Origin of the sequence: Streptomyces sp. NPDC101393 (genome assembly GCF_044767385.1) — a bacterium.
Classification (GTDB): domain Bacteria; phylum Actinomycetota; class Actinomycetes; order Streptomycetales; family Streptomycetaceae; genus Streptomyces.
Map to the genome: position 1 here is coordinate 283,757 of NZ_JBIWNU010000009.1, position 26,978 is coordinate 310,734.

A 26,978-nucleotide genomic window follows, 5' to 3' on the forward strand; every position below is an offset into this window, starting at 1 on the left:
CGGCCGGCCCGGGCGCCCCGAGCCGGCCGCGGGCGGGCGCGGGGCCCGCCCGGCCCGTCAGACGCCCAACTCCCGGGCGATCAGCATCCGCTGGACCTCGCTGGTGCCCTCGCCGATCTCCAGGATCTTGGAGTCGCGCCACATGCGGGCGACCGGGTACTCGTTCATGAAGCCGTAGCCGCCGTGGATCTGGGTGGCCTCCCGGGCGTTGGTGACGGCGATCTCCGAGGAGTAGAGCTTGGCGATCGCGGCCTCCTTCTTGAACGGCTCGCCGTGCACCAGCCGGGAGGCCGCGTCCCGCCAGGCCAGCCGCGAGGTGTGGGCGCGCATCTCCATGTCGGCGAGCTTGAACTGGATCGCCTGGTTGGCGCCGATCGGCTTGCCGAAGGCGTGCCGCTCCCCGGCGTACTTCACCGACTCGTCGACACAGCCCTGCGCCAGGCCGGTGGCCAGCGCCGCGATGGCGATCCGGCCCTCGTCGAGGATGCGCAGGAACTGCGCGTAGCCGCGGCCCTCCTCGCCCACCAGGTTGGCGACCGGCACGCGGACGTCGGAGAAGGACAGCTCGCGGGTGTCGGAGGCGTTCCAGCCGACCTTGGAATACGGGGCGGCGACGGTGAAGCCCGGGGTGCCGGACGGCACGATGATCGCGGAGATCAGCGGGCGGCCGTCGTCCTTGCGCCCGGTCACGGCGGTGACGGTGACCAGTCCGGTGATGTCCGTACCGGAGTTGGTGATGAAGCACTTGCTGCCGTTGATCACCCACTCGTCGCCGTCGCGCACGGCGGTGGTGCGGGTGCCGCCGGCGTCCGAGCCGCCGTCCGGCTCGGTGAGGCCGAACGCGCCGAGCACCTCGCCCGCGCACATCCGGGGCAGCCACTCGCGCTTCTGCTCCTCGGTGCCGAAGTGGTAGAGCGGCATGGCCCCGAGGGAGACGCCGGCCTCCAGGGTGATGGCCACCGAGGAGTCGACCCGGGCCAGCTCCTCCAGGGCGATGCCCAGCGCGAGATAGTCGCCGCCCATGCCGCCGTACTCCTCGGGGAACGGCAGGCCGAACAGGCCCATCCGGCCCATCTCCTGCACGATCTCGTAGGGGAAGGCGTGCTGTTCGTAGTACTCGCCGATCTTGGGCGCGACGACGTCGTGCGCGAACGCCTCGACCGTACGCCGGAGTTCTTCCAGCTCGGAGGGGAGACGGTGGTCCAGGGACATGGAGGTCACTCCTTGTGGGAGAGGGCGCGGACGGTGCGGGAGGGGCTCGGGCGGCCCAGGACATCGGCCATCCACACGCTGGTGGCGGTCAGCCGGCCGAGGTCGACGCCGGTCTCGATGCCGAGGCCGTGCAGCATCCACACGAGGTCTTCGGTGGCGAGGTTGCCGGTGGCGCTCCTGGCATACGGGCAGCCGCCGAGGCCGCCCGCCGAGGCGTCGACGGTGGTGACGCCGTGCCGGAGCGCGGCGAGGGTGTTCGCGAGGGCCTGGCCGTAGGTGTCGTGGAAGTGCACACCGAGCCGGGACGTGGCCACCCCCGCGTCGTTCAGCGAGGTCAGCAGGGTCTGGACGTGGCCGGGGGTGGCGACGCCGATGGTGTCGCCCAGGCTCAGTTCGTCGCAGCCCAGGTCCGTCAGCGCGCGGCACACCCGCACCACCTGGTCGACGGGCACCGGACCCTCCCAGGGGTCGCCGAAGCACATCGAGAGATAGCCGCGGACGTGCACCCCGGCGTCCTTCGCCCGCGCCACGACGGGCGCGAACATCGCCAGCGCCTCGTCGACCGTGCGGTTGAGGTTGGCCTTGGCGAAGGACTCGGTGGCGCTGCCGAACACCGCGATCCGGCGGGCGCCCAGCGCGAGCGCCCGGTCCAGGCCGCGTTCGTTGGGCACCAGGACCGGCAGCAGATCCGGGTCGAGGTCGCCCAGCTGCGGGAACAGCTGCTCGGCGTCCGCGAGTTGGGGCACCCACTTGGGGTGCACGAAACTGGTGGCCTCGACGGCCGGCAGTCCCGCGTCCGCGAGCCGGTGGATGAACTCGGCCTTGATCTCCGTGGGGACGACGGCCTTCTCGTTCTGCAGGCCGTCGCGCGCGCCGACCTCGTGGATGCGCACCCGGGAGGGCAGGCCCTCGGCGGGCATCCGCATCGGCAGTCCGGCTGCGGTCATGATGCCTTCTCCTGCTCGTCGGCGGGGCGTGCCCCGTTGTCGCCGTCGGCGCTCTCCTCGGGGGTGACGACGGCCAGGATCTGGTCCATGGCGACGGCCGTGCCCGGGGTGACGTCCAGCTCGGCGACGGTCCCGGCGTGCGGTGCGGCGATGACGTGCTCCATCTTCATCGCCTCCACCACCAACAGCCCCTGACCTGCGGCGACTTCATCGCCCACGGCCACCTTGACGACGGTGACGGTGCCGGGCATGGGGGCGGTCAGCGCGTCCACGCCGTGCGCACCGGCGGCCCCGCTCAGCGTCGCCGCCACCGGGTCGTGGTCCTGGACGTGCCAGGAGTCGCCGTCCCTGCCGAGCCAGTCGCCGCTGCGGTGGAAGGTGTGCAGCACGCCGTCCACGGTGACGCGTACGCGGTCCGCTTCGAGCTGCCCCGCCGTGCTTCCGGGCCGCACGTCGTACGCCACCGGGTCGTGGCCCGGCACCCGCAACCAGTGGCGGACGGGGGCGGGCTCGCCACCGAGCCGGAAACCGGTCGGCGCCGCGAAGGGGTCGCGCCAGCCGCCGTCGGCCACCGGCCGCTCCAGGGCGGCCTGCCGGACCGCGGCGGCCGCGGCGTACACCTCGTCCGGCACGGAGCCGTCCAGCAGCCCCGCCGCCTCCCGCTCGACCAGGCCGGTGTCCAGCTCGCCGGACACCACATCGGGGTGCGCCAGCAGCCGCCGCAGGAAACCGGCGTTGGTGGTCACGCCGAGGGTGACGGTCGAGGCCAGCGCCGCGCGCAGGGTGCGCAGCGCGCTCGCCCGGTCCGGGCCGTAGGCGATCACCTTGGAGAGCATCGGGTCGTAGAGGCTGCCGACCTCCGCGCCCTGCGACAGGCCGGAGTCGGTGCGCACCCCGCCGCCCCGGGGCTCGTGCAGTTCCAGGACCGTGCCGCCGGTCGGCAGGAAGTCGCGGGACGGGTCCTCGGCGCAGATCCGGGCCTCGATGGCGTGCCCGGTGAGGGTGATGTCCTCCTGGGCGCAGGGGAGATGCTCGCCGGCCGCCACCCGCAGCTGCCATTCCACCAGGTCGAGGCCGGTGACCAGTTCGGTGACCGGGTGCTCGACCTGGAGGCGGGTGTTCATCTCCATGAAGTAGTACGAGGCCGGGTCCTTGCCGGGGACGATGAACTCGACGGTGCCGGCGCCGCGGTAGCCGCAGGAGCGGGCCGCCTGCACGGCCGCCTCGCCCATCGCGGCCCGGGTCGCCTCGTCCAGCAGGACCGACGGCGCCTCCTCGATCACCTTCTGGTGGCGGCGCTGGAGCGAGCACTCCCGCTCGCCGAGGTGCAGGACGGTGCCGTGGCCGTCGGCCAGGATCTGGATCTCGATGTGCCGCGGGCGGTCGATCCAGCGCTCGACGAGCAGCGTGTCGTCGCCGAAGGAGCCGCGGGCCTCGCGGCGGGCGGCGGCGATCTCATCGGCGAGCAGCGCCTCCTCGCGCACCAGCCGCATGCCCTTGCCGCCGCCGCCCGCGGACGGTTTGAGCAGCACCGGCATGCCGATCTCGCGGGCGGCGGCGGCCAGTTGGTCGTCGCTCAGGCCGCTGCCGGACGAGCCGGGGACGACCGGGACGCCGGCCGTGCGGACCGTCTCCTTGGCGCGGATCTTGTCGCCCATGAGGTCGATGGCCTCGGCGGACGGGCCGATGAAGACCAGTCCGGCGTCCGCACAGGCCCGTGCGAAGCCGGCGTTCTCGGCGAGGAAGCCGTAGCCGGGGTGCACGGCCTGCGCGCCGCTGCGTGCGGCGGCCTCCAGCAGGCGCGGGACGGACAGATAGCTCTCGCCGGCCGGGGCGGGCCCGATCCGCACGGCGGTGTCGGCCTCACGGACGTGGCGGGCGTCGGCGTCCGCGTCGCTGAAGACGGCGACCGAGCGGATGCCGAGCTCGCGCAGCGTACGGATGACGCGGACGGCGATCTCGCCGCGGTTGGCGACCAGGACGGTGTCGAACATGGTGGTGGGCATTCCTTCTGTGCGCCTTCCCTCGGAGGGCTCTCTCGTGTCCGGCATCGCGCTCACATCCGGAAGACGCCGTAGCCGGGCGTGCCCAGCGGCGCGTTGGCACAGGCGGTCAGCGCCAGGCCCAGCACCTGCCGGGTCTCCAGCGGGTCGATGACGCCGTCGTCCCACAGCCGGGCGGTGGCGTAGTAGGCGTTGCCCTGGGTGTCGTACTGCTCGCGGATCGGGGCCTTGAAGGTGTCCTCGTCCGCGGCGCTCCACTCCTCGCCGCGCGCTTCGAGCTGGTCGCGTTTGACGGTCGCGAGGACGGAGGCGGCCTGTTCGCCGCCCATCACCGAGATCTTGGCGTTCGGCCACATCCACAGGAAGCGGGGGGAGTAGGCCCGGCCGCACATGGAGTAGTTGCCCGCGCCGTAGGAGCCGCCGATGACGACGGTCAGCTTGGGGACGCGGGTGCAGGCGACCGCGGTCACCATCTTCGCGCCGTGTTTGGCGATGCCGCCCGCCTCGTACTGCCGGCCGACCATGAAGCCGGAGATGTTCTGGAGGAAGAGCAGCGGGATGCCGCGCTGGTCGCACAGCTCGATGAAGTGGGCGCCCTTCTGGGCGGATTCGGAGAACAGGATGCCGTTGTTGGCGACGATGCCGACCGGGTGGCCGTGCAGGTGCGCGAAGCCGGTCACCAGCGTCTGGCCGTATTCGGCCTTGAACTCCGCGAAGCGCGAGCCGTCGACGAGCCGCGCGATGACCTCGCGGACGTCGTAGGGCGTACGGGAGTCGGCGGGCACCGCGCCGTAGAGCCCGGCCGGGTCGACCTTGGGCTCCTCGACCGGGCGCACCGTCCAGGGAAGCGGTTCGCGGTCGCCGAGGGTGCCGACGATGGTGCGCACGATCCGCAGGGCGTGCGCGTCGTCCTCGGCGAGGTGGTCGGTGACGCCGGAGGTCTTGGCGTGCACCTCGCCGCCGCCCAGCTCCTCGGCGGTGACGACCTCGCCGGTGGCGGCCTTCACCAGCGGCGGCCCGCCGAGGAAGATCGTGCCCTGGTCGCGGACGATGACGGCCTCGTCGCTCATCGCCGGGACGTACGCGCCGCCGGCGGTGCAGGAGCCGAGGACCGCCGCGATCTGCGGGATGCCGGCGCCCGACATCCGCGCCTGGTTGTAGAAGATCCGCCCGAAGTGCTCGCGGTCGGGGAAGACCTCGTCCTGCATGGGCAGGAAGGCGCCGCCGGAGTCGACGAGATACAGGCACGGCAGGCGGTTCTCCAGGGCGATCTCCTGGGCCCGCAGATGCTTCTTGACCGTCATCGGGTAGTACGTGCCGCCCTTGACCGTGGCGTCATTGGCGACGATCACCGTCTCGCGGCCGGAGACCCGGCCGATACCGGCGATCACCCCGGCGGCCGGTGCGGCGCCGCCGTACATCCCGTCGGCGGCGAGCGGGGCCAGCTCCAGGAACGGCGATCCCGGGTCCAGGACGGCGTCCACCCGCTCCCTGGGCAGCAGCTTGCCGCGTGCGGTGTGGCGTGCCCTGGCCTTCTCGCCGCCGCCCAGCCGGGCCGCCGCGAGCTTGTCGCGCAGCCGTGCCGTGAGCTCGCGGTGCGCGGCCTCATTGGCCCGCCAGGAGTCGGACGCCGGGTCGGCGGTACTCCCCAGCACCGGTGCCTGCTCCATCAGTAAGAGCCCCCTTGCTCGGTCGCCTGCCCGCGCGCCGCGGTCGGCGGCCGGGCGGGCATGCGGTTAATGGGCGTTAACTCGTTTCCTCCAGGTTAACGAGCACTAACCCGGCTGTCTACAATTGGCGGCATGAGCAATACGCACGCCCCCGCCCCGACCAGCCGCCGCGAACAGATCCTCAAGGAGGCGGCCCGGCTCTTCGCCGAGCGCGGGTTCCACGGCGTGGGCGTGGACGAGATAGGGGCGGCCGTGGGCATCTCGGGCCCCGGCCTCTACCGGCACTTCGCCGGCAAGGACGCGATGCTCGCCGAGCTGCTGGTCGGGATCAGCGAGCGGCTGCTGGCGGGCGGCCGGATGCGGATCGCCGAGGGCGGCGAGAGCCCCGAGGCGGTGCTGGACGCGCTGATCGACGGCCATATCGACTTCGCGCTGGACGACCGCCCGCTGATCACCGTCCACGACCGTGAGCTGGACCGGCTGCGCGAGGCCGACCGCAAGCGGGTCCGCCAGCTGCAGCGCCAGTACGTCGAGCTGTGGGTGGAGGTCGTGCGCCAGGTGCACGCCGGTGCCTCCGAAGCGCAGGCCCGCGCCTGCGTGCACGCCGTCTTCGGCCTGCTGAACTCCACCCCGCACCTCGGCAGGCCCGGCGCCCTCCCCGGCCGTACGGAGATGTCCCAGCTGCTGCACCGGCTGGCGCTGGGGGCCTTCGGGGCGGTGGCGGAGGTCGAGCCGGCGGGCGCCTGAAGGGGGGCGGCGGGGTGGCGCAGCTCGCACCCGCGGGCGTCCGTGACCTCTGGACAGCCATGCTGACCGGCCGGTAGCTTTCGCTGAGCAAGCGCTTAGCCGGTGCTTGGTCAGCTACCTGGAGGAGGGCGGCCCGATGCGCCGTACGGTGTTCAACGAAGATCACGAGGCGTTCCGCGAGACCATCCGGGCCTTCATAGAGGCCGAGGTCGTCCCCGTGTACGACGACTGGTACGCCGCCGGCCAGGCGCCCCGCGACTTCTACTACAAGCTCGGCGAGCTGGGCGTCTTCGGTATCCGGGTCCCCGAGGAGTACGGCGGCGCCGGTATCGAATCGCACAAGTTCGAGGCCGTGATGTACGAGGAGACCTCCCGCGCGGGCGTGTCCTTCGGCGGTTCCGGCGTGCACGTGCTGCTCGGTCTGCCGTACATCGAGATGCTCGCCACCGACGACCAGAAGAAGCGCTTCCTGCCGAAGTTCGTCACCGGCGAGGAGATGTGGGCGCTGGCGATGACCGAGCCGGGCACCGGCTCCGACGTCGCGGGCATGAAGACCACCGCGAAGCTCTCCGAGGACGGAACGCACTACGTCCTCAACGGCGCCAAGACCTTCATCACCGGCGGCGTGCACGCCGACCGCGTCATCGTCTGCGCCCGCACCGCGCCCCCGAAGGAGGACGACCGCCGCTTCGGCATCTCCCTCTTCGCCGTGGACACCAAGGCGCCGGGCTACTCCGTCGGCCGCAAGCTGGACAAGCTCGGCCTGAAGGTCTCCGACACCGCCGAGCTGGCGTTCGTCGACGTGCAGGTGCCGGTGGAGGACCTGCTCGGCGAGGAGAACAAGGGCTTCGGCTACCTGGGCCACAACCTCGCCTCCGAGCGCTGGGGCATCGCCTTCGGCGCCTACGCGCAGGCCAAGGCCGCCGTCCGGTTCGCCAAGGAATACGTCCAGGAGCGCACCGTCTTCGGCAAGCCCGTCGCCGCCTTCCAGAACACCAAGTTCGAGCTGGCCGCCTGCCAGGCCGAGGTGGACGCCGCCGAAGCCGTCGCCGACCGCGCCCTCGAAGCCCTCGACGCGGGCGAGCTGACCCCGGCCGAGGCCGCCTCCGCGAAGCTCTTCACCACCGAGGTCGCGCACCGCGTCATCGACAAGTGCCTCCAGCTGCACGGCGGTTACGGCTACATGAACGAGTACCCGATCGCCCGCCTCTACGCCGACAACCGCGTCAACCGCATTTACGGCGGCACCAGCGAGGTCATGAAGTCGATCATCGCCAAGTCCATGGGACTGTGAGCCGCCTCCGCCCCTGAGCGAAAGCACACGTACGTGAACGACGCCCTGCGGTCCCTGCTCGATCTGCTCGACCTGGAGCGGATCGAGCAGGACATCTTCCGCGGTCAGAGCCGCGCCTCGGTCGTGCCCCGCGTCTTCGGCGGCCAGGTCGCGGCCCAGGCGCTGGTCGCGGCCGGCCGGACGGTCCCCGCCGACCGGCCGCCGCACTCCCTGCACGCGTACTTCCTGCGGCCCGGCGACCCCGGCGCGCCGATCGTCTACACCGTCGACCGGATCCGCGACGGACGGTCCTTCACCACCCGCCGGGTGGTCGCCGTCCAGCACGGCCAGCCGATCTTCCACCTCTCGGCGTCCTTCCACGCCGACGAGGACGGGCTCGAACACCAGGAGCCCATGCCGAAGGCCCCCGACCCGCTGACGCTGCCCACCGCCGCCGAGATGCTGCCCCGCTACGCCGACCGGTTCGTCGAACCGGGCGTCACCACGCGGCTGCTGGAGGCCCGCGCCGCGGTCGATCTGCGCTACGTCGACGAGCCGCCGTTCGGCAGCGTCGGGCAGCCCCGCGAGCCGCGCTCCCAGGTCTGGTTCCGCACCAACGGCACCCTGGACGGCCCGGCCCCCATCGAGCGGCCGCTGCTGGACATCTGCCTGGTCACCTACGTGTCCGACATGACCCTGCTGGACTCGGTGCTGCTCGCGCACGGCCGGGGCGGCTGGGCGGTCGGGGACGTGGTCGGCGCCAGCCTCGACCACGCGATGTGGTTCCACCGCCCGCTGCGCGCCGACGACTGGCTGCTCTACGACCAGGAGTCACCCACCGCCCAGGGCGGCCGGGGCCTGGGCAAGGGCCGCATCTTCACGGCCGACGGGCACCTGGCGGTCTCGGTGATCCAGGAGGGCGTGATCCGGGTCCCGCGCGACGAGGGCTGAGGGACCCGCCAGGGGCCCGCGAGGCGCCCGCGAGGCGCCGGACGACCGCTGCGCACGCGGCTCCCGACTCTCCGTGAGGCCTTGCGCGGCCCGGCCCCGGGCTCGGGCCGGCGCGGGCGAGGCGGGGCGGCCTGACCGGGCCTGACCGGCGGGCCTGCGGGGGCGCCGGGGCCTGCGCGGGCGGCCGGCTCCGTCAGGCCAGGCCGGCGGCGTCGAGCAGGTAGGCGGTCAGCGGGTCGTAGTGGCGCGGGCTCAGGACGTGGTCGTCCAGCGGGATGGTCACCTGGAGGGTGCCCTCGGCCTCGCCCAGGAACAGCGCCGGGTCGTTGCAGTCGGCGAATCCCACCGCTTCGATGCCCCGTTGGCCCGCGCAGCCGGCCCAGCCGTGGTCAGCCATCACCAGCTCCGGCAGCGGCCGCCCCTCGCGCGCCAGACCGTCCAGGATCGCGGCCATCGGCTCGGGGGAGTGGGTGTGCCACAGCGTCGCCCCGCGCTCCAGCATCGCGACATCGGCGAACTGGAAGACCATGCCGTCGTCCGCCCGGAGCCCCTCGGGGATCACCACGATCTCGCAGCCCTTGGCGCGCAGCGCGTCCGCGGTGGCGCGGTGCACATCCAGCAGCCCGCCCGGGTGGCCGGTCGCGAAGAGCACCCGCTGCCGGTCGGCGGCGGCCTTGCGCAGCACCCCCGCCGCACGCTCCAGGGCGTCCACGGTCAGCTCGGGGTCGATGGTGTCCTGGCCCTGACGGTGGTGCGGATCGTCGTTGACGCCGCAGCGCTCGGCCATCACCGCGAGCACGTCCTGCTCGTCCGACCACCGGTCGCCGAGCTCCAGGCCGAGCCAGTAGTGGCGGTCACCGTTGGCGAGCTTGCGGTAGTGGGAGAGATTGTTCTCGCGAGGGGTGGCGACGTCACCGGCGATCCGGGTCCGCACGAGGTGGTCGACGAGTTCGGCGCGCGTGGGGGCTGCGGGTGCAGAGGCTATCGGCATAGCGCCATTGTGCCCGCCCGGATCCCCCGGGGCGCCGGAGTTCCGGAGCGCGGACACCTCCAGGAGCGGTCCTGACGGCGAGGCGGGCCCGCGTGCGGCGCGGGCGGGCACGGCAGCGAGGGCGCGGACCGGAACGGCCGCGGGGCGCGGACCGGGCCTGCGGCGGCCGGGGAGGAACGGGCGTGCGGCGGCCGGGGAGGACCTACGATCGCCGGTGAATCCCGCGGACCGGGCGCCCGCCATGGCCGCGCCGGCCCGCCGGTGATGCCGCAGCCCGCGGAGGAACCGGCGACCCGCGGATGATCCGTACGGCGCAGAGGGGGGCCGACCGGTGGGCCGCAAGGCAGCGAAGCCGCCGTGGCAGGTGCGTATCAGGGCCGCGCGAGGCGGCACGGTCACCGGAGGCGGCATTCTCTGCGCCAACGGCACCGTGCTGACCTGCGCACATGTCGTCCGGCAGTGCGCGGGGGCGGACGGCAGGGGCGGTGTGCTGGCCGACTTCCCGTTCCTGGAACGCGGCAGCGCCATCCCCGCCCGGCTCGTCCTCGCCCGCGAAGGGGCCGAGGCCGGCGCCCGGGACGACATCGCCGTGCTGCGGCCCGAACGCGTCCCGCACGGCGCCGAGCCCGCACCGTTCGCGGAGCGCCCCGCACCGGTCGGCCACACCCTCGGCGCGTACGGCTTCCCAGACGGCCACCCCGACGGGGTGTGGTCCGGCGGGCGGCTCGCTGGCCACACCGCGGGCGGTCTGCTCCAGTTCGCCGCCACCGGCCCCGAAGGCCATCCGCCGGCCCGCGGCTTCAGCGGCTCGCCCGTATGGGACGAGGACCTCCAGGCCGTCATCGGCATGGTCACCGCCGTCGACCGCCGGCCGGCACTGCGCACCGCCTACGCCGTCCCCGTCGACGAACTCCGCCGGTACTGGCCGGAGCTGGCCGACCCGTACCCGGTACGCCTGTGGGTGCACGATCCGCACGGCGGGCCGCCGCGGATGATCCCGCTGCCCACCAGGGGCCCCGGGCGCCACGAATTCTGGGTCGGCCGAGGCGACGGCACCCCCGCCGAGCCGGACATCCTGCTCGCCTCCCGGCCGCCGCATGTCGTCAGCCGCTGGCACTGCCGGCTGGCCTGCGAATTCGGCCATTGGTACGTGGAGAGCCCGGTGCCGCAGGTGACCACGTTCGTCCGGCACCGCGGCGACGACGGCCTGCGGCAGGTCCCCGAAGAGGGGCAGCTGCGGCTCCATCACGGCGACCGGGTGGCCATCCGCGCCGTCCTCTCCGCCGTCGCCGCCGCGCCCGACCGGGCTGCGGACGCGGCGCCCCGAAGGACGCTCGGCTACTGGGAGTTGGAGTTCGTCGACGACCGCCACACGATGCGGTGAGGCACGAAACGCACCCGCCGCCACCGGGGCGCGCCGACGGCGCATGTCACCTCAACCCCGCCCGAATCTCCCCTGGCCGCCCCTGAATCCACCTCGTACGGGTGACTTGGGGAACCCCGCACCGTGATCAACTCGTCATCGACGGTGACGGGACGTCGCTGCGGTGGCTTGCGCGCCGCACAGGGGAGGCGGGGAAGATGGCAAAACTGCGATCGGCATTCATCTGGTGCGGAGTGGCGGGGGTGGTCTTCGCCGTGCTCCTGGTCGCCTCGGGCGCCACCGCGATCGTGCCGCCCCTGCACCGTCTCATCGAGCACGGTGGCGCCTCTCAACTCCTCGCCACCGCGGTGCTCGCGCTCAACGGCTGGGTGCTGCTGATGCTGGCGTCGCTGGCCGTCCGCAACGGCCGGGAAGCGGGCGCCCTCGCCGTCGAGAAGGGGACGCGCTCACGCCACACCACTCCGCGCAGCGCCCGGACCGAGGTGTTCCGGACGATGGAGCAGACCCGGGATTTCCTGAGCGGCGTGACCCACCCGCTGCCGGACGCCTCGCTCGACGCGGCGGCCCGGACGCGGGCCCGGCAGTCCCTGCGGGCCCGTGTCGGCGGCCCGCCCGACCCGGCGCAGGCCGAATCGCTGCTGGCCGGCCGCTCCGCGGTCCGCGGGGCGCGCGCCGAGACCCCGTACTCCGTCATCCGCGCGCTGGTCTGGGCGCTGCCCGCACTCGGATTCATCGGCACCGCGGCCGAGATGTCGACGTCGATCCGCGGCCTGAGCGGCGCCATGCAGGGCACCTCCTCCTACGCCCAGCTGAGCGGCGTGCTGGTCTCCGACGTGATCAGACCGCTGGCCCAGGCCTTCGGCATCACGCTGTTCGCCCTCGGCAGCAGCGTCGTCTGCCATCTGCTGGTCACCTTCGTGCACACCCGCGAGGAGCGGCTGCTGCTCGAACTCGACGAGCTGGTCCTCGGCCGGCTGGCGGAGCACACCGCGCCGGCGAACCGCTCGCCGCTCGCCGACCGCGACACGGCAGCCGAAGCCGAAGCCGCGGCCGCCATGACCGCGGCCATGCGCGCCGCCACCGAGGGGATCGGGGCGATGAACACCGAGCTGGCCCGGCTCACCGCCGAGGCCGCCAAGGCCCGCCTCGAACTGAACACCGCCAAGCCCGACCGCGCCGAGGACGTCGTCCGCCGGCTCGACGTCATCGGCTCCCAACTGGCCGCCATCAACGAGGGGCTGGACCGCGAGATGGTCCTGATGCCGATGCGCCCCGGAGGCCGGGTGCCCGGCCAGGGCCCGCGGTCCGGCGGCCTGCCCGGCGGCCCCGGTGACGGAGGGCTGTGATGCGCGGCTTCGGGGGAGCCGGCGGATTCGCCGGACGGCGCGGCGGCGGCGACGGCGCGCCGGTGGAGCTGCGCTTCATCGACCTGCTGCTCATCATCATCGCCACCTTGATGTTCCTGGCCGTGCTGCTCAGCCTCGTCAGCGCCCACAATCCGGCCGGCGAGAGCCAGGCCGCCATACCGCCCGCGGTCGAAGTCGCCACCGCCAAGGCCCCGGACGCGTTGGCCGGCACCCCCTACGAACTGACGCTGGCTGCCGTCGGCGGCGTCGCTCCCTACCGCTGGGAGCGCACGTCGGGTGACCTCCCCAAAGGGCTGAGGCTGACCGAGGGCGGCGTCCTCACCGGCGAGGCCGAGCAGCCCACCGGCGCGCCCGGCACCCTCCGCACCACCGTCCGGGTGGAGGACTCCCAGGGGCGACGAGCCGAACGCACCCTGTCGTTGACGGTCCGCAGGGCCGCCGACGAGGGCGCCGAGCGGCCGCACCTGCGGGTGATCTCCAAGACCGTCGCGGTGCCCGTGGGCAAGAAGGATGAGGACTATCCCGCGCACCGCTTCGCCGCGGAGTCGGGCAGCGGCCCGTACACCTGGGCGCCCGCCGAAGCCCTTCCGGCCGGCATGAAGCTCTCCGGTGGTGGCGAGCTGACCGGCAGGCCCACCAAGGAAGGCACCTTCGACTTCGCCGTACGTGTCGAGGACTCCACCGGCCTCCAGGCCCGCCAGCAGGTGCGGCTGGTGGTCGGCCAGGTGCACCCGGAGAAGGACGACGGCCTGTGGGACGCGCCCTGGTACCTGCTCGCCCTGGCCGGCATCGGCGCCCTGGTGATCCTGCAACTGCTGAAGCTGCTGTTCTTCGGCCGTCCGTCGATGGTGACGCCGACGGTGCCGGGGGTGCTGCGACGGTGAGCGAAACGGAGCGGGACGGCACGGAGCGGACGGGCCGGTGGCCGGGCGGGAATCCGCTTCGCCGGTGTGGCCCGGCATTGCCGGTGTGGCTCCGCGCCGCGGCGCCCCGGTGAACAATGGGCGCTAGCACGGGAGTTGAGGATGGTTACGCGGGTCGGCGCGGCGACGGGCCGGGACGGGAGCGGGAGATGGGCGGCCAGTCGGGCGATCAGGCGGGCCCGCACGCGCAGTTGCGGGCAGGGGCGCGGCTGAGCACCGGCCACGAAGTGCGCGAGGTGCGCCGCGGCGGGTTCTCCGAGGTGGCCATCGTCGAGGGACGGTACGGCGAGCGGCTCGCGGTGAAGCGGATCCGCGGTGAGGTGCGCGAACGGCTGGGCAGCGCGGCCGAACAGGCATTTCTCCATGAGTGCGAGGTCGCGGTGGCCCGCCTCGGCCAGGCGCCGTGCACCGCCCGCCCCGTCCTGGCCATGCCGGCTCTCGAACAGACCGAGGAGACCGGGCCGGACCATCGGGACCAGCAGGCCGGGGACGGTGTGGTGCGGGTGTCCCTGGGGCCTGCGCTCTTCATGGACTACGTCGACGGGCCCGCGCTCACCGACCTCCTCGCCGCCGGGAGGCTGTCGCTCAGCCAGTCGGCCCTGGTGTGCGGCGGCGTCGCCGCGGCGCTCGCGCACGCCCATGCCGCGTCGGTCTGCCACCGCGACATCAAGCCCAGCAACATCCTGCTGACCAGCGCGAACGAGGTACGCCTCATCGACTGGGGCCTCAGCGGCGCCGGCGACCTCTCGGATGCCAGCACCCGCATCGAATACCTCTCCCCGCAGCGCTTCGAGCGGATGGACCTGGCCGCCCCGTCGGACGACGTCTACGCCCTCGGCATGGTCTTCCACCAGTGCCTCACCGGGCGCCTCACCGGCGGCCAGTGGCCGGTCGGCGAACCCTCCGTCCTGCGACGGGAGTTGGCCGAACGCTGCCCGGACGTCCCGGAGGGCCTCGCGCACATCGTCGTATCGATGCTCGCCCCACGCCCCGAGGACCGCCCCACCGCTCAGGCCATCGCCGGCACCCTGCTGCACGACGACATGGCCGCCACCCTGGCGGAACAGGACCTGTACCGGCCGTTCTGCGAGGGGTGCGGCTTCATCGCACCGGGTGCGGGGGCGCGTACGTCGGGCGGGGCAGGCAGGGCGGACGGCCGGGCAGGCGGCACGAACGGTGCCGTCGGCGTCTCCGCTCCGGGCACCTGCCCGGTCTGCGAGGGCGGCCTGCTACGGCGGGTGGAGCGTGATCCCCATCCGGACATGGTCCGGATCTCCGCGGGCCCCTTCCTGCACGGCCTCAGCGATTCACAGGCCCGGCATGCCCTGATCACCGCCCGGATGGCGCCGGACGACGACCAGGTACGCCAACTCACCCTCGACGGCGGCCCCCGGAAGGTGTTCTGCCGGGTCTTCGACATCGACCGCACGCCCGTCACCAACGCGCAGTACGCGGCCTTCACCGAAGCCGTGAACTACCCCGAACCGAACGGCTTCAAGGAGGTCTTGGCCGAGGCCCCCGACCACCCGGTCACCTCCGTGAGCTGGCGCGACGCGCTCTGCTACGCCCTGTGGAGCGGCAAACGGCTGCCCACCCCGCTCGAATGGGAGAAGGCCGCCCGCGGCCCCGACGACGACCGGATGTACCCCTGGGGCAACACCTTCGACCGGGCGCGCTGCTACGGCCCGCCCGGCGGCTCACGCCTGCGCGACGTTCCCACGTCCCCGGTCGGCGCCGTCCCCGAGGGCCGGTCCCCCTGGGGCGTGCTCGACATGAGCGGCAACGTCAACGAGTGGGTGGCGTCCGGCACCGTACGCGACTTCCGGGGGGTGCGGGGCGGCGCCGCCGGCGAACTGCTGGAGGTGTACGGCCTGGTCTCGTACCAGTCCCAGGCCCGCGTCGACCACGCGGCGCCCTCCATCGGCTTCCGCTGCGCCTCGGACGTCGCGCACGACACCGTGCCGTACGAGGGCCACGAGTCGTGTGAGCCCTCCGCGCCGCGCGAGCCGCCGGCGCCGCCGGCACCGTACGCGCCGGACCTCCGCCTCGTCCGGCAGTACCCCGACCCCACGCCGTACCCGGACCCCACGCCGTACCCGGGCCCCCGCCCGTACCCGGACCCCACCCCGTACTCCGGCCCGGACCCGTATCCCGGACCCGACCCTGAAAGGTATCGGCCACGATGACCGACGAGCTGCTCCGCTTCCCGCTGGACGGCGGCGGGGAGGTGACGGTGGAGGCCCGCGCGGACGAAGCGGGCATGGTGGGCGCCTCCCGCGGCGACGGCGCGATCGCCACCGGCACGTCGACCTTCAACCGCGCGCTGGACGGCGTCCGCGACGCGGCCGATGCCGCACTGCGCAGCTTCAGCACGCTCGCCCAGCGCCCGGACGAGGTGCAGATCCAGTTCGGCGTACGGCTCACCGCCGAGGCGGGCGCGGTGATCACCAAGACCGGCGTGGAAGGGCACCTCCAGGTCACGGTCACCTGGTCCGGCGGCCACCCCGGGCACCGCGGGCACGGCGAGCGCGAGCGTGCACGCGAGCGCCGGCGCCGGGGCGAGGGGGAGCCCGCGGGAGAGGAAGCAGCGGAGGACGAAGGCGACGGCGCAGGCGACGGGCAAGGAGGCGGTGCCGGCCCGGCGACGGACGAGGGCCCGCCCCCCGCCCCGACGGATGGCTGACCTCCGCTACACCCACCCCGGCCACCCCACCCCACCTCAGACGCCCTGGCCAAAGTGTCGAACGCCATCACGCCCCCACACAGAAATGTCCATGGGCGGATGCGGCCGCTGTCCCTACCCTCAGCGTCATGACCACCGCATCCAGTGAGCCCGTGGGCCCCGTCGACTCCTCCCGTATCCCGCGCTACGCCGGTCCGGCGACCTTCGCGCGGCTGCCGCGCCTCGACGAGGTGACCCGGGCCGATGTGGCCGTCGTCGGAGTCCCCTTCGACACCGGCGTCTCCTACCGCCCCGGCGCCCGCTTCGGCGGCAACGCCATCCGCGAGGCGTCCCGGCTGCTGCGCCCGTACAACCCGGCCCAGGACGCGTCCCCGTTCGCCCTCGCCCAGGTCGCGGATGCCGGTGACATCGCCGCCAACCCGTTCAACATCGACGAGGCCGTGGAGACCGTCGAGGCGTCCGCCGACGCGCTGCTCGACACCGGCGCCCGCCTGATGACCCTCGGCGGCGACCACACCATCGCCCTCCCGCTCCTGCGCTCCATGGCGAAGAAGCACGGCCCGGTCGCCCTGCTCCACTTCGACGCCCACCTGGACACCTGGGACACGTACTTCGGCGCCGAATACACCCACGGCACCCCCTTCCGCCGCGCCGTCGAGGAAGGCATCCTCGACACCTCCGCGCTCTCCCACGTCGGCACCCGCGGCCCGCTCTACGGCAAGAAGGACCTCGACGACGACGAGAAGATGGGCTTCGGCATCGTCACCTCCGCGGACGTCATGCGCCGCGGCGTCGACGAGGTCACCGACCAGCTGCGCCAGCGCATCGGCGACCGCCCGCTCTACATCTCCATCGACATCGACGTCCTGGACCCGGCCCACGCCCCCGGCACCGGCACCCCCGAGGCCGGCGGCCTCACCTCCCGCGAACTGCTGGAGATCCTGCGGGGGTTGGCGTCCTGCAACCTCATCTCCGCCGACCTGGTCGAGGTCGCCCCCGCCTACGACCACGCGGAGATCACGTCGGTCGCCGCCTCCCACACGGCATACGAGCTGACGACGATCATGGCCCGCCAGATCGCGGCGGCGCGGGGCTGACACCGGACGGGCCCCCGCCGCCGCGCCGACGGCCGTGGGGGCTCGGGGCGGTCATCTCACAGCGGGGGCCGGCCGTTGCGGGAGACGAGGTCCCAGGTGCCGTCCTCGAACTCGGTGCCGCCCAGGACGGTGTCCCATGTCTCGCTGCCGGAGGCCACCGGGTCGATGCGCGCACACCAGGAGGCCAGGACGGCCTGGGCGTCGCGGCGGTCGGCGGGTGACGGGTAGAACGTTCTGCGGAACGTGTCGAAGAGCCGCACCATGACGAAGAAGCCGGGCAGACTCCCGCCGACGAGCTCCGGCTCGGTGCCCGGGCCGGTCCGGAACAGCTCACCGGTCGTTCCGTCCAGCAGCAGCTCCGCATGCATCCAGGAGCCGACGGCGTACCGCACGGGGGTCTCGCCGTCCGGGCTGCCGAACTCCCCGCCGGCCGGGGACAGGCCGCCGGTCGTCCGGAGATGCAGAAACCCCTCGACGTCCGGCAGCCCCACCGCGGCAAGAAAGCGCCGCGCCCGCGGGTCCGTCACGCCGTCCGGGATGTCCCCCTCCGGGCGCGGACGGCAGGCCCCCGCGCCGAAGCTCTCCTCCAGCCACGCCCGGCTGCCCTCCTCGCCGCGCACGGCGGCAGCGGCCTCCGGCGGAAGATCCGGCGCGGCCGCCTTCGCATGCGGTGCGATCAACGGCGCGTCGCGCCACGCACGTTCGCCGTCAACGGCCTCCGCGGTGCCGGTGACGGCGAACAGACCGCCTTCCCCGGCCAGCACCCACACCCCGTCGATCTCCACTCCCTGCGTGAGGAACAGCGGGGGCCGGGGGCACGGAGTGAGGGGGCCGGGATCGCCGTGCTCGATGTCCCATGCGCCGTCGAACTGCTCGGCGAACGTCGCCGTTACCCCCTCGGGGACGCGGTCGCCGTAGATCCAGTCGGCTTCGTTGAGAGGCTCCGGGACAACGACGGGCTCCACCAGCCGCTCACCCGTCGCCGGATCCCACTCCTGCCGGACGTACTTGTGGTCCGGGTCCGTCGCCCTCGCGGTCGTCGCGCCCCGGGCGGTCGAGACGGCGTACTTTCCGGTGGCGCCCGGATGCGGAACCAGCGTGATCTCGTCGACCCGGCCCGCCTCGCCGTCCAGGGGCCCGAAGGCCCCGCCGGGGCGCCAGCGCGACCACACGGTCCGCCAGGGCATGCGGACACCGGATCCGCTGATCCGCGCCGCCAGTTCCGTGCGCCCGGCGCTGACCGCGGCGTGATGCAGCCAGGCCGCCCACTCGCCCTGCGTCAGCGAATCCGCGCCCCGGGCTTCGATGGCGCGGATGTCCGCCAGGAAGCCACGGTGCGACCCCGGACCGCCCTGCGGCACCCCGTCGGGGAAGGCGTAGCCCAAGGCGTCCCACACCGCCAGGGGGCGCAGGCGGGCCACCACCTCGCCCTTCAGCAGGACGTCCGGCAGCACCCCGCCGAGTACGGCATGCGCGGGCAGCGCCCGACACGCATACCGGCCCACCGGCCCCGGCCCGGCCGCCATGAGCGCTTCCACGACGCGGCATTGGGCCGCCTCGCCGAGCGGATACGCCTCCCGCCACTCCTGCGCGAGAGCGCGCGACCGGAAGGACAGCAGGATCGCGTCCGAAGACGACGCCGCGCTCCCTGCCTCCTCGCGCCGCACCGTGAGCACGCCGGAGTACTCGCTCTCCAGGGCGGCCCAGTCAGGCAGTCCGGCCCAGTCAGCCGGTCCGGTCCCTCCCGAGGGGCCCGCCGCCGCTTCGTGGAGCAACCGGTAGACCTCTTCCGGGACGTCCGTCAGCTCCGCTGCCGCCAGGATGCCGAGCGGATGCAGCCGGCCCCTGCCGGGGGGAGGCGCGGCGAGGCCGTGGTGCGGGGCACCGGGCAGCGTCACCACCCGGTCGCCCGGCCCGGGAGGGGACAAACGGTCACCGTCGCCTTCGACGGCCAGCCGGATGCGTGCATCGGGTGCCGACGAAATGAGGAAGGACAGCGCCCGGTCGATCAGACGCGGCTCCGATGAGGTGTGCGTGCGCCCGGCCCACTGGGCGTTCGCGAGCAGGACGGTGTGGTCGCCGCGCAAGGATGCGCGGAGCGCGGCCCGGCCACCCAGCAGCTCCTCCGGGCCGGGAGCGGCGCCGGCCGCTCCCCACACCCGTACGGCCACTTCCTCAGCGGTCAGGCCCAGGCAGTCCACAAAGACGGCGCCAGGGGTCCGTTCGGCGATCTCCCGCAGAAACGCAGACTTTCCCGAGCAACGCTGCCCGGTGACCCTCAACCGTTTACGGCGCCGGACGGGTAGGTCCAGCCACTCCTGGACCTGCGCCCAGGCCTGGTCGTTCTGGTAGCTCTGTTCGGGCGTCGGCGGCATTGCTTCCTCTCGGAGCCGGGGCGGTCACTCCCGGATACCGGGCGGCTTCCCGGACCCGACAGGCAGAGGGTGACCGGGCCCTTGCGGCCGCGCGGGGCGGGTTCCTGCAGCCACCGGGTCAGACGGGTGGCGAGGGAATGGCGCGACACGACGGGTCGGCTCCGATCGTTCGCGGAACCGGCGTCCCGGTGAGGGAGCACACGCTGCCATGAGCTGTTCCGGCAAGCCCAGTCTGTCACTTCACAGGTTTCGCGACCCGATTTCGCGATCCGACGGCATCGTCGAGCGAGGCGACCAGGGTGGGTCGGGGCCGTCCGGACGCGCTGGGCAAGACGCGGGCGAGGCATGCGCCGTTGCCCCGGACCCACGTCGAGTTGACCCTGTGAGAAGCCTTTTCCCGCCACCCCTCAGACGGCGTCGTGGAAGGCGGCTGTCCATGCACCGGAGGCCGTGCCCGACTCATCGATTTCTTCCAGCCTGCCGATGACGGTACGGCGAATCCGGTCTCGTTCGCCTGCGCTCGATGCCATCGTCAGCGCACACAGCGCGAAAATGTAGTGCTGCAGCATCGCGACGAAACGCCCCAGGCCGGTCGCGACGAGAGTCGCACTCTCATCCTCGCCAGACGTACCGGGCAACCTGTAGACCTTGCCGGTGGCGCCGTCCAGTGCAATCACCTCGCCGGCCCACCGGCCCACGCGATAGAAGGCGGTCTCCGTCGCGGGCTGGAGCCCGAGAATTTCCCGGCTCGGCAGTTCCGCCACCGACACAGCGGCCAGGCCGTCGTCAACCGCGATGATCTCCATCTCCGTGCTGGTGATCGCGGGCAGGCCGACCTCGGTCAGAATGCGTCGCGCATCGGGTGCGGTGAGGGCGGCCGGCAATTCCTCGTCCTGTACGCGGCGTACGGCTCGGGCTCCGAAGAGGGACTCCAGGACGTCCCGGCGCGGGGTGTCCCATCCGCCGGGCACCATGCCGTTGGTGTCACCGAAAGCGGCGAGCAAAGGCTCACCGAAAACCTGCCGCGGGCCCGTGAAATGAGCCGGGTCAGCCGGATCGATGGCAAACAATCCGCCCATTCCGTAGACGAGGACGAGGGTGCCGTCCGCGACCGGCACGGTGCCCCCGACGAACGAGGGGTCCATGCCGTCATCCACCGTGAGCCGGACCAGGGGCTGCGTCAGGCCGTTGTCCCTTCCCAGGGGCCACAGATCCTCGGACTGGCCGGCGGCGGGCACCTCCTCACTCCACGGGCCCGCGAGAAGCGTGCCGGTTGCTGCGTCCCACACGCGAAAGCGTTTGTCCCATGTTCCCTGCCCGGAAACGGCGCTACGCCCCTCCCATGTCACCTCACTGGGGCGACTTTGGGACCCAGGGGCGATGTCGGATGCACGGGTCCCGCCGGGAGGCCGCCAGTTCAGCCAACGCACCTTCCACGGCAGGGAAATGCCGGAGTCCTCCATCGCGGACGCGGTGTGAGTGTCCCCGCGGGCTGTACTCATCAGATGCAGCCAGGAGGCCCATTCGCCCTGGTCGAGCGAATCGACCCCGCTCATCCACAGGTGCGCGGCATCACCGGCCGGGCTTTCCGCGTCGATCAGCGTGTCACCCGTGCAATGCGCCGCGTCGAGCAGCGCCACCTGATCGAGGTGCGCGACCACGCTGCCGTTTCGCTGTACTTCGTCGAATGTTCCCGCGTGCACGGCGTGCATGGCCAGGCCAAGGGCGGCGTACCGGCCTGTGGCGCCCGACTGCGCCCATCCCCGCGGGTGCCGCGAGGTGGTGCTCCAGGAAAGGAGATGGTGCACCAGGTGAAGGTGGGTGGCGCGACCGCGCGAAGGATCCACGGACCGACGCAGCGCCTCCGCCACCCGCTCGTCGCGGAATGACACGAGACCGTCCGCCACCTCCAGTGTCGCGGGTACGTCCGCCGCCAGCGCCGCCAGCGTGTCCTCGTCCCTCTGCGGCAGCCCGAACCCCCGCGCGAGCTCGACCCACATGGCGAGAGGGACCTTGCGCACCTCGGCCAGCGCGAGGGCCGTCACGACCGGATCCGTCGAGCCGGCCTCACCCGCTGCTGCTCCGGTACCGCCCTCCTCGTGCGCCTCGGGCGTGATGTGCAGTGCCAGTCGGTCGCGGAGCCAGTGTTCGCCCGGGTCGGCCTCGACGACCACCTTGGCGTCGATCTTGACGGAGAGGTCACTCACCAAATCCCGTACCACCCGCCTTGGTTGCGCGGACGTGCGGGTACGGCCGGCCCGGTGGGCGTTGCACAGGACGATCAGACGGTCACCGAAATCCGCATCCTCCAATGCCTCGTCCCAGTCGGCGCGCCGCCACAGGGAATCCAGATCCTCTCCCGCCTCCGTCACGAGCTGTTCGAGGATGTCCTCCGCCGTCAAATCCGTCGCGTCCACCCAATAGACATCGGGCTCCGCGTCCCGTACCTGAGCGAGGACATCACTGCGCCCGGAGCCGGGAGCGCCGACGACCTCCGCTACGAGACGGTCATCGGTGTCATCCCGCCACCACTCCAGGATGCGGGCGACCGCCTGCTCCGACGTCATGTGCTCATAGGGGTATCGCGATTGCGTCATTGTTCCTTCTGGCGGGTGGAGACGTTTCGAAGCGGTTTACGCTACACCTTCGAGCCAACGGTGTTCCAAAGCTTCCGGACCTTGCGGATGCGCGCATCGATCTGCTTTTCGCGTTCTTTCTCCGCCTTCGTCTGGGGTACTTCCTTGTTGACTTCTGAATTGATCCTTGCCTTCTCCTCCTTGGGGAGCGCGCTGCTTTTGGGAAGCCCTTGCTTCTCCTGTTCCGCTTCCTGGGTCTTACGTGCGCTGTCCTGGCGTGATTCCCTTTCTTCCTTCCGCTGCTCAATCGCTTCCTGGTCGGCCCGGTAGGTGGTGCTGTAGAAGACAGGGGTCCCGGCGAGCCGTTCCCTGAGGAGGTTCGAGCAATTCGACCCGCCAAGGCCGCCCTTCTTGTCTCCGCAGGGCTCACGCTCGGTGTAGAGGCCGCTTATTTTGTATCCAGAACTCTCGTTTTGAGATTTCACTTGATCGATCCACTCGATCAAGTGCTTCTCCGAGTGCTTGCCGGCGGATCCCGCCTCGTTGGGGAACGAGGAGTCCACCACGTATTCGGTACCGTTCGGCCCCTGTACCTCGATGACTGCGTAATTCCTCTTGGTGAAATCAGGAAGGTGGTTTTCGACGTTACCTGAAGGCTGCTTGTTCTTTTCGGTGAGCTTGTCCAAGACCTTTTGGCCCGATTCCACGTGCTCGCGGACACCCTTGGAGCTGCCGTCCGTGGATACGGGGTGCTCGGTCACGCCGTATCCCTCATGGAAGGAGTGGCTGAGGCGGGCAAGCGTGGAGACGACCACCATGCGTTCGCCGGGGTTGAGGTTGGAGAATCCCGGGAGGGCGCGTTCCAGACCCCGGTCGTTGAAGGTGGTCGGCTTCTGGGGTGAGGCGGCGGGGTGACTGTCGTCCCCTGCGGCGACTCGTAGGACGTGCGCCAGTTCGCCGTCCTTCGCCCACTGCTGTAGGTGAGCGTCCACCCTTTCGTGGTCCGAGATGCGGTAAACCGGGCTCTTTTCGCGCACCTTTGATTGGGAATCATCTGTCGGGAGGCCACTGCGATGGGTGTGATCTGTGTCTGTCTCGCGTTCGAGACGCGGATCCTTGTCGAGAGCCGCAGGATCGTCGGTCCGGACCCGTTTCGCGGGAGGAGCGTCGCCGTCGGACTCGCTGGGGTTCTCGTGCTTTCCCTTGCCGGTGCCGGCGGGTTCGGCGGCAGGCCGGCGGTCGCCCTCGGTGCCCCGGTCGTTGTTGTCGCTCCGGTTGCCGTCGGCGGAGTTGGCGGGGGCGGGACGGCGGTCGGGGTCGAGGGGGACCGCGTGGACGCCGTTGGAGCCGTCGTGGAGGGGCTTGTCGCTGCGCTGGCCGGTCTGGGAGTCGACGTAGGTGATCTTGCCGTTGTGGTTGACGGCGTTCCAGGCGTGGGCGCGGCCGTTGGAGTCCTGGGTGATGATGACGGCCTGTGAGCCGTGGCCGGAGTCCCGGAGGTCTCTCTCCAGGCTGTTGAAGGCGTCCTTGCCGTTGCCGTAGTCGTTGAAGCGGGCGCCCAGGGTGTTCTCGATGCGGTCGCGGCCGTTGCTCTCACCGCGGTCGGAGGGGGTGCCGTCGTCGTTGGTGTCGGGCGTGCGGTGGGCGGCCGCGGTGGGGTTGCCGGCGTAGGTGTCGGCGGTGGCGAGTGCGGAGTCGACGCAGTTGTTGCTGCGGCCGGGGGCGTCGGGGCCGGGGTCGTTGATGGAGTCGACCCAGTTGCCGTCGTCGGGGTCGGGGTGGCGCTGCGGCTCGCCGTTCTCGTCCTTGGGGATCGAGTCCTCGACGTGCTGCTGGTGCTCGTCGGTCGGACCTTCCAGCCCGCCGGGACGCTCACGATTACGGGTCTCGGAGGCCGGGGCGGGGTCGTGGGCGGCGTCGGAGTCCGGGTCCGTGTCCGGGGTGGGGTCGGAGTCCTGGTCGCGGGGTGAGGTGCTTTCGTCGGTGGCGTCCGGGTGCTCGGGACGCTGGTTCGACGGATCGCTGTCGTTACCGCTGTCGGTGGCGCTGTCGTTGCCGTCCTTGTCGGGGCCGCTGTCCGCGTTGTTCCCGCTGTCGCTCTCGTTGCGGTTGTCGTTGTCGTTGTCGCTGGTGTTGCTGCTGTCCGTGTCGGGTGCGCGGTTCGAGGGACCGTCCGGCTGGTCGGGACGGCTGTCCTGGGGCCGGTCGGCTCGCGGGTCGCCGTTGTCGGTCCCCGTCGGTGCCTGGGAGGCATCCGGGGACTGATGCTGAGGCGTTTCGGGGCGGGGCGTCGTGGGAGACGACGGGGTGCCGGAATCCGGGTTCTCGCCTGCGGGGCGCTGCTGGGACGGCTGTTGGCGCGGGTCCGGGCGGTCGTTCTGCGGCTGCTGTTGCCGTGGCGGCTGTGGGCCGGTGCCGTTCGGGCGTTGCTGCGAGGGGATGCCACCGGGGCGCTCGGCGTGCGGGGTGCGGGGGTCGCCGGCGCGGGGACGCTGCTGATCCGGACGCGGTCCGTCGGGGCGGGGGGTGAAGGCGGGCCGGTCGGGGGTGCGTTGCTGGGTGCCGCCGGGGCGGGCGTTGGGCGGTGTGCCATGGGGCGGGTTGCCGGCGGGCGGGGTGGTGCTGCCGCGTGGTGGGGCGGCGGTGGGTGTGGGGGTGTCCTGCGGCGCCATGCCGGGTGCGCCCATGACGGGGCCGGCGGCCTGAGGAGAGCTTTGCGGGGCCTGCTGGGGCGAGTTGGGCGTGCTGCCGGGGGCGTTGTTCTGGTCCGCCAGGGCCGAGGGGGGAGGTGCGGTCATGGTGTCGGCGGACTGGGTGCGGACGGCGGGGTCGGCGGCGTCGTCGTCGACGGTGGGCATGGGGTCGCCGGGGGCCGGGTCGCGTTGCTGGACGGGCGGGCCGGAGGAGGGCGAGTGCTGTACGGGTGCGCCTTGGGAGGGCACGTTGGCGTGCGGCACGGAGCCGCGTCCGCCGCCGCTGTTGTTGTCGTCCCCGTTGTTGCCGTTGTTGGTGGCGTCGCCGTTGTTGGTGGGGGTGTCGGCGGTGGGCGGGTTGCCGGCGATCGGGTCGGACGGCGAGGACGGGGACGGCGGGGCGGCGTCCGGTTGTGCGGGGCTGTCGGGTGCGGGGGTGTCCGGGCGGCCCGGCGTCGGGTGGGACTGGTCCGGGCCGGGGCCGGGGCCGGAGTCAGGGGCGGGCGCGGAGTCCGGGTGAGGGGACGGGCCAGGTGTGGGGTGGGTGCTGACCTGGTCGGCGTCGGGGGTGGGGGCGGAGTCCGGGTGCGGGGACGGGCCAGGCGTGGGCTGCGTGCTGACCTGGTCGGTGTCGGGGCGTGCGGAGTCGGGGGTGTTGTCCGGTGTCGGCTGTGTGCCGACGGTGTCCGGGTCGGGGCGGGAGCCATCCGGGGTGGGGCTGGAGTCGGGGGTGTTGCCCGTGCCGGGGGTGGGGCTGGAGTCGGGGGTGTTGCCCGTGCCGGGGGTGGGGCTGGAGTCCGGGGTGCTGCCCGAGTCGGGGGTGGGGCCGGTGCCCGGGGTGTTGCCGGTGAAGCCTTCGTCGAAGGGGGAGCGCTGGTCCGGGGGCGGCAAGGGCTGCGCCTGGGGGGTGGGGCGGTCTCCGCCGTCGGTGCCGGGGGCGGCGGAGCTGTCGGAGCTGTCGGGACTGCCGGCGGAGGGCGTTGAGTCGCTGCCCGCGCCTCCTGAACCGCCGTCGTCTCCGGCGGAGTTGGTGCCGGAACCCGTACCGCCTGTGCCGCTGGTGCCGCCGCCTCCGGTGTGGGTGGGCCCGCCCGTGGTGCTGCTGCCTCCGGAGCCGGTGGAGGTGTTGCCGTCACTGCTTCCCGAGCCCCCGCTGTCGGATCCTCCACTGTCGGATCCTCCGCTGTCCGAGCTGTTGCCGGAGGTGGAGCTGTTGCCGCCGCTGCTGTCGGAGCTGCTGCTGTCACTACCGCTGCTGTCTGAGCCGCTGCTGTCACTACCGCTACCGCTACCGCTGCCGCTGCTGTCACTACCGCCGCTGTCGTTGCCGTGGCCGGCCGCGGAGTCGAGACCGCCACGGGCGTGGCCGCCGGCCCTGCCGCCGGCGCCGTCGCGGAGGGATTCGGCGAAGGTCTGGCCGGAGTTCTTGGCGGCCTCGACGCCCGCCTCGGCGCCGGTCTTGACGCTGCGGCCCACGTCGAAGCCGTTCTGCGCGCCGAAGTTCATGTTCATGCCCTGGGCGATGGCGTCGGAGATCATCGCTTCGAGGGCGGACACGGCCGGTTCCTTGAGCGTCTCGACGACGGCCTCGACGAGGGCTTCGCGGGCTTCCTTGAGGATGCGGCGGACGATGAGACGGGTGGCCTGGGTGGCGGCCGCGGCGCCGACTTCGGACAGGCCGAGGGTGAAGGGGGCCGCTGCTTGGGCGGCGATGATCTCTGCGGCAAGGATCGCCAGCTGGGCGATCACCGCCACTTTCATGCCGATGATGATTCCCGCACCGACGTCGAGGGCGATGGCGATCATTTCGGAGACGTTGCGGGCATCGTCGAGGTACCCGGAGCCGGTGCCGGAGAACTTCTCCCAGGTCTTGCTGAAGCCGTCGATGCTGTCGCCGGTGTTGGAGGACAGCACGTTTCCGGCGGCGGTGACGCCTTCGGACTGGAGTTGTTCGACGGCTGCCGCGAAGGTCCGCCACTGCTGGGCGGACTCCATCATTTTGTCTTCGTCGCCTGTTGGCCAGTCGAAGCCGAGCATCTCAAGGACCCACTCGGCCCAGTCCGGAAGCATGAGCGACATGACGGCA

At 72.3% G+C, this 26,978-nt stretch carries 17 protein-coding genes; 9 read left to right on the top strand and 8 right to left on the bottom strand.

What is annotated here, in order from left to right:
* Positions 1 to 57: 57 nt before the first annotated feature.
* Genes ACIRQ7_RS28440 through ACIRQ7_RS28455 form a run of 4 tightly spaced genes read right to left on the bottom strand, consistent with a single transcriptional unit; the run spans position 58 to position 5,832 of the window.
* Entirely contained in the window at positions 58 to 1,212 is a 1,155-nt protein-coding gene (locus tag ACIRQ7_RS28440) for an acyl-CoA dehydrogenase family protein (RefSeq protein WP_401469902.1), read from the bottom strand.
* A gap of 5 nt (positions 1,213 to 1,217) precedes the next feature.
* Complete coding sequence (locus tag ACIRQ7_RS28445) at positions 1,218 to 2,159, bottom strand: hydroxymethylglutaryl-CoA lyase (RefSeq protein ID WP_404265492.1); 942 nt, start codon at positions 2,157 to 2,159, stop codon at positions 1,218 to 1,220.
* On the bottom strand, positions 2,156 to 4,165 hold the full coding sequence (locus ACIRQ7_RS28450; RefSeq protein ID WP_404265493.1) for an acetyl-CoA carboxylase biotin carboxylase subunit: 2,010 nt from the start codon (positions 4,163 to 4,165) through the stop codon (positions 2,156 to 2,158). The genes ACIRQ7_RS28445 and ACIRQ7_RS28450 overlap by 4 nt, the downstream gene beginning before the upstream one ends.
* 50 nt (positions 4,166 to 4,215) lie before the next feature.
* Positions 4,216 to 5,832: a carboxyl transferase domain-containing protein gene (locus tag ACIRQ7_RS28455; protein ID WP_401469911.1), complete on the bottom strand. Its 1,617-nt coding sequence runs from the start codon at positions 5,830 to 5,832 to the stop codon at positions 4,216 to 4,218.
* 132 nt (positions 5,833 to 5,964) lie between these two features.
* On the opposite strand from ACIRQ7_RS28455, the gene ACIRQ7_RS28460 reads away from it, so the two are divergent.
* From ACIRQ7_RS28460 to ACIRQ7_RS28470, 3 genes are all read left to right on the top strand, one after another.
* The gene (locus tag ACIRQ7_RS28460) at positions 5,965 to 6,579 is read left to right on the top strand and encodes a TetR/AcrR family transcriptional regulator (protein WP_401469914.1); all 615 of its coding nucleotides are present in this window, start codon (positions 5,965 to 5,967) and stop codon (positions 6,577 to 6,579) included.
* A 136-nt stretch (positions 6,580 to 6,715) separates the two neighbouring features.
* Complete coding sequence (locus tag ACIRQ7_RS28465; protein WP_404265494.1) at positions 6,716 to 7,873, top strand: acyl-CoA dehydrogenase family protein; 1,158 nt, start codon at positions 6,716 to 6,718, stop codon at positions 7,871 to 7,873.
* A 33-nt stretch (positions 7,874 to 7,906) separates the two neighbouring features.
* Complete coding sequence (locus ACIRQ7_RS28470) at positions 7,907 to 8,803, top strand: acyl-CoA thioesterase (RefSeq protein WP_401469920.1); 897 nt, start codon at positions 7,907 to 7,909, stop codon at positions 8,801 to 8,803.
* Between the two features lie 193 nt (positions 8,804 to 8,996).
* Here the strand turns inward: ACIRQ7_RS28470 and ACIRQ7_RS28475 are convergent, their stop codons facing one another.
* Positions 8,997 to 9,794: a phosphatase gene (locus ACIRQ7_RS28475; protein ID WP_404265495.1), complete on the bottom strand. Its 798-nt coding sequence runs from the start codon at positions 9,792 to 9,794 to the stop codon at positions 8,997 to 8,999.
* 331 nt (positions 9,795 to 10,125) lie between these two features.
* On the opposite strand from ACIRQ7_RS28475, the gene ACIRQ7_RS28480 reads away from it, so the two are divergent.
* From ACIRQ7_RS28480 to speB, 6 genes are all read left to right on the top strand, one after another.
* Positions 10,126 to 11,178 (top strand): trypsin-like peptidase domain-containing protein, encoded by a 1,053-nt coding sequence (locus ACIRQ7_RS28480; RefSeq protein WP_404265496.1) that lies wholly within the window; start codon positions 10,126 to 10,128, stop codon positions 11,176 to 11,178.
* Between the two features lie 197 nt (positions 11,179 to 11,375).
* Positions 11,376 to 12,524: a hypothetical protein gene (locus ACIRQ7_RS28485; protein WP_404265497.1), complete on the top strand. Its 1,149-nt coding sequence runs from the start codon at positions 11,376 to 11,378 to the stop codon at positions 12,522 to 12,524.
* Positions 12,524 to 13,429: an Ig domain-containing protein gene (locus tag ACIRQ7_RS28490; RefSeq protein ID WP_404265498.1), complete on the top strand. Its 906-nt coding sequence runs from the start codon at positions 12,524 to 12,526 to the stop codon at positions 13,427 to 13,429. Before ACIRQ7_RS28485 ends, ACIRQ7_RS28490 begins: the two co-directional genes overlap by 1 nt.
* Before the next feature lie 188 nt (positions 13,430 to 13,617).
* Complete coding sequence (locus ACIRQ7_RS28495; RefSeq protein ID WP_404265499.1) at positions 13,618 to 15,654, top strand: SUMF1/EgtB/PvdO family nonheme iron enzyme; 2,037 nt, start codon at positions 13,618 to 13,620, stop codon at positions 15,652 to 15,654.
* Positions 15,651 to 16,151 (top strand): CU044_2847 family protein, encoded by a 501-nt coding sequence (locus ACIRQ7_RS28500; RefSeq protein ID WP_404265500.1) that lies wholly within the window; start codon positions 15,651 to 15,653, stop codon positions 16,149 to 16,151. The genes ACIRQ7_RS28495 and ACIRQ7_RS28500 overlap by 4 nt, the downstream gene beginning before the upstream one ends.
* Before the next feature lie 128 nt (positions 16,152 to 16,279).
* Positions 16,280 to 17,248: an agmatinase gene (gene speB / locus ACIRQ7_RS28505; RefSeq protein WP_404265501.1), complete on the top strand. Its 969-nt coding sequence runs from the start codon at positions 16,280 to 16,282 to the stop codon at positions 17,246 to 17,248.
* 56 nt (positions 17,249 to 17,304) lie between these two features.
* On the opposite strand, the gene ACIRQ7_RS28510 is transcribed toward speB, so the two are convergent.
* The 3 genes from ACIRQ7_RS28510 to ACIRQ7_RS28520 all read right to left on the bottom strand — a co-directional run bounded on the left by ACIRQ7_RS28510 (position 17,305) and on the right by ACIRQ7_RS28520 (position 26,971).
* Complete coding sequence (locus tag ACIRQ7_RS28510) at positions 17,305 to 19,623, bottom strand: SUKH-4 family immunity protein (RefSeq protein ID WP_404265502.1); 2,319 nt, start codon at positions 19,621 to 19,623, stop codon at positions 17,305 to 17,307.
* Between the two features lie 407 nt (positions 19,624 to 20,030).
* Positions 20,031 to 22,190, bottom strand: a complete 2,160-nt coding sequence (locus ACIRQ7_RS28515; RefSeq protein WP_404265503.1) for an SUKH-4 family immunity protein — start codon at positions 22,188 to 22,190, stop codon at positions 20,031 to 20,033.
* A gap of 71 nt (positions 22,191 to 22,261) precedes the next feature.
* Positions 22,262 to 26,971 carry a toxin glutamine deamidase domain-containing protein gene (locus ACIRQ7_RS28520; protein ID WP_404265504.1) on the bottom strand — a complete coding sequence of 1,570 codons (4,710 nt, stop codon included), beginning with the start codon at positions 26,969 to 26,971 and terminating at the stop codon, positions 22,262 to 22,264.
* Positions 26,972 to 26,978 lie beyond the last annotated feature (7 nt).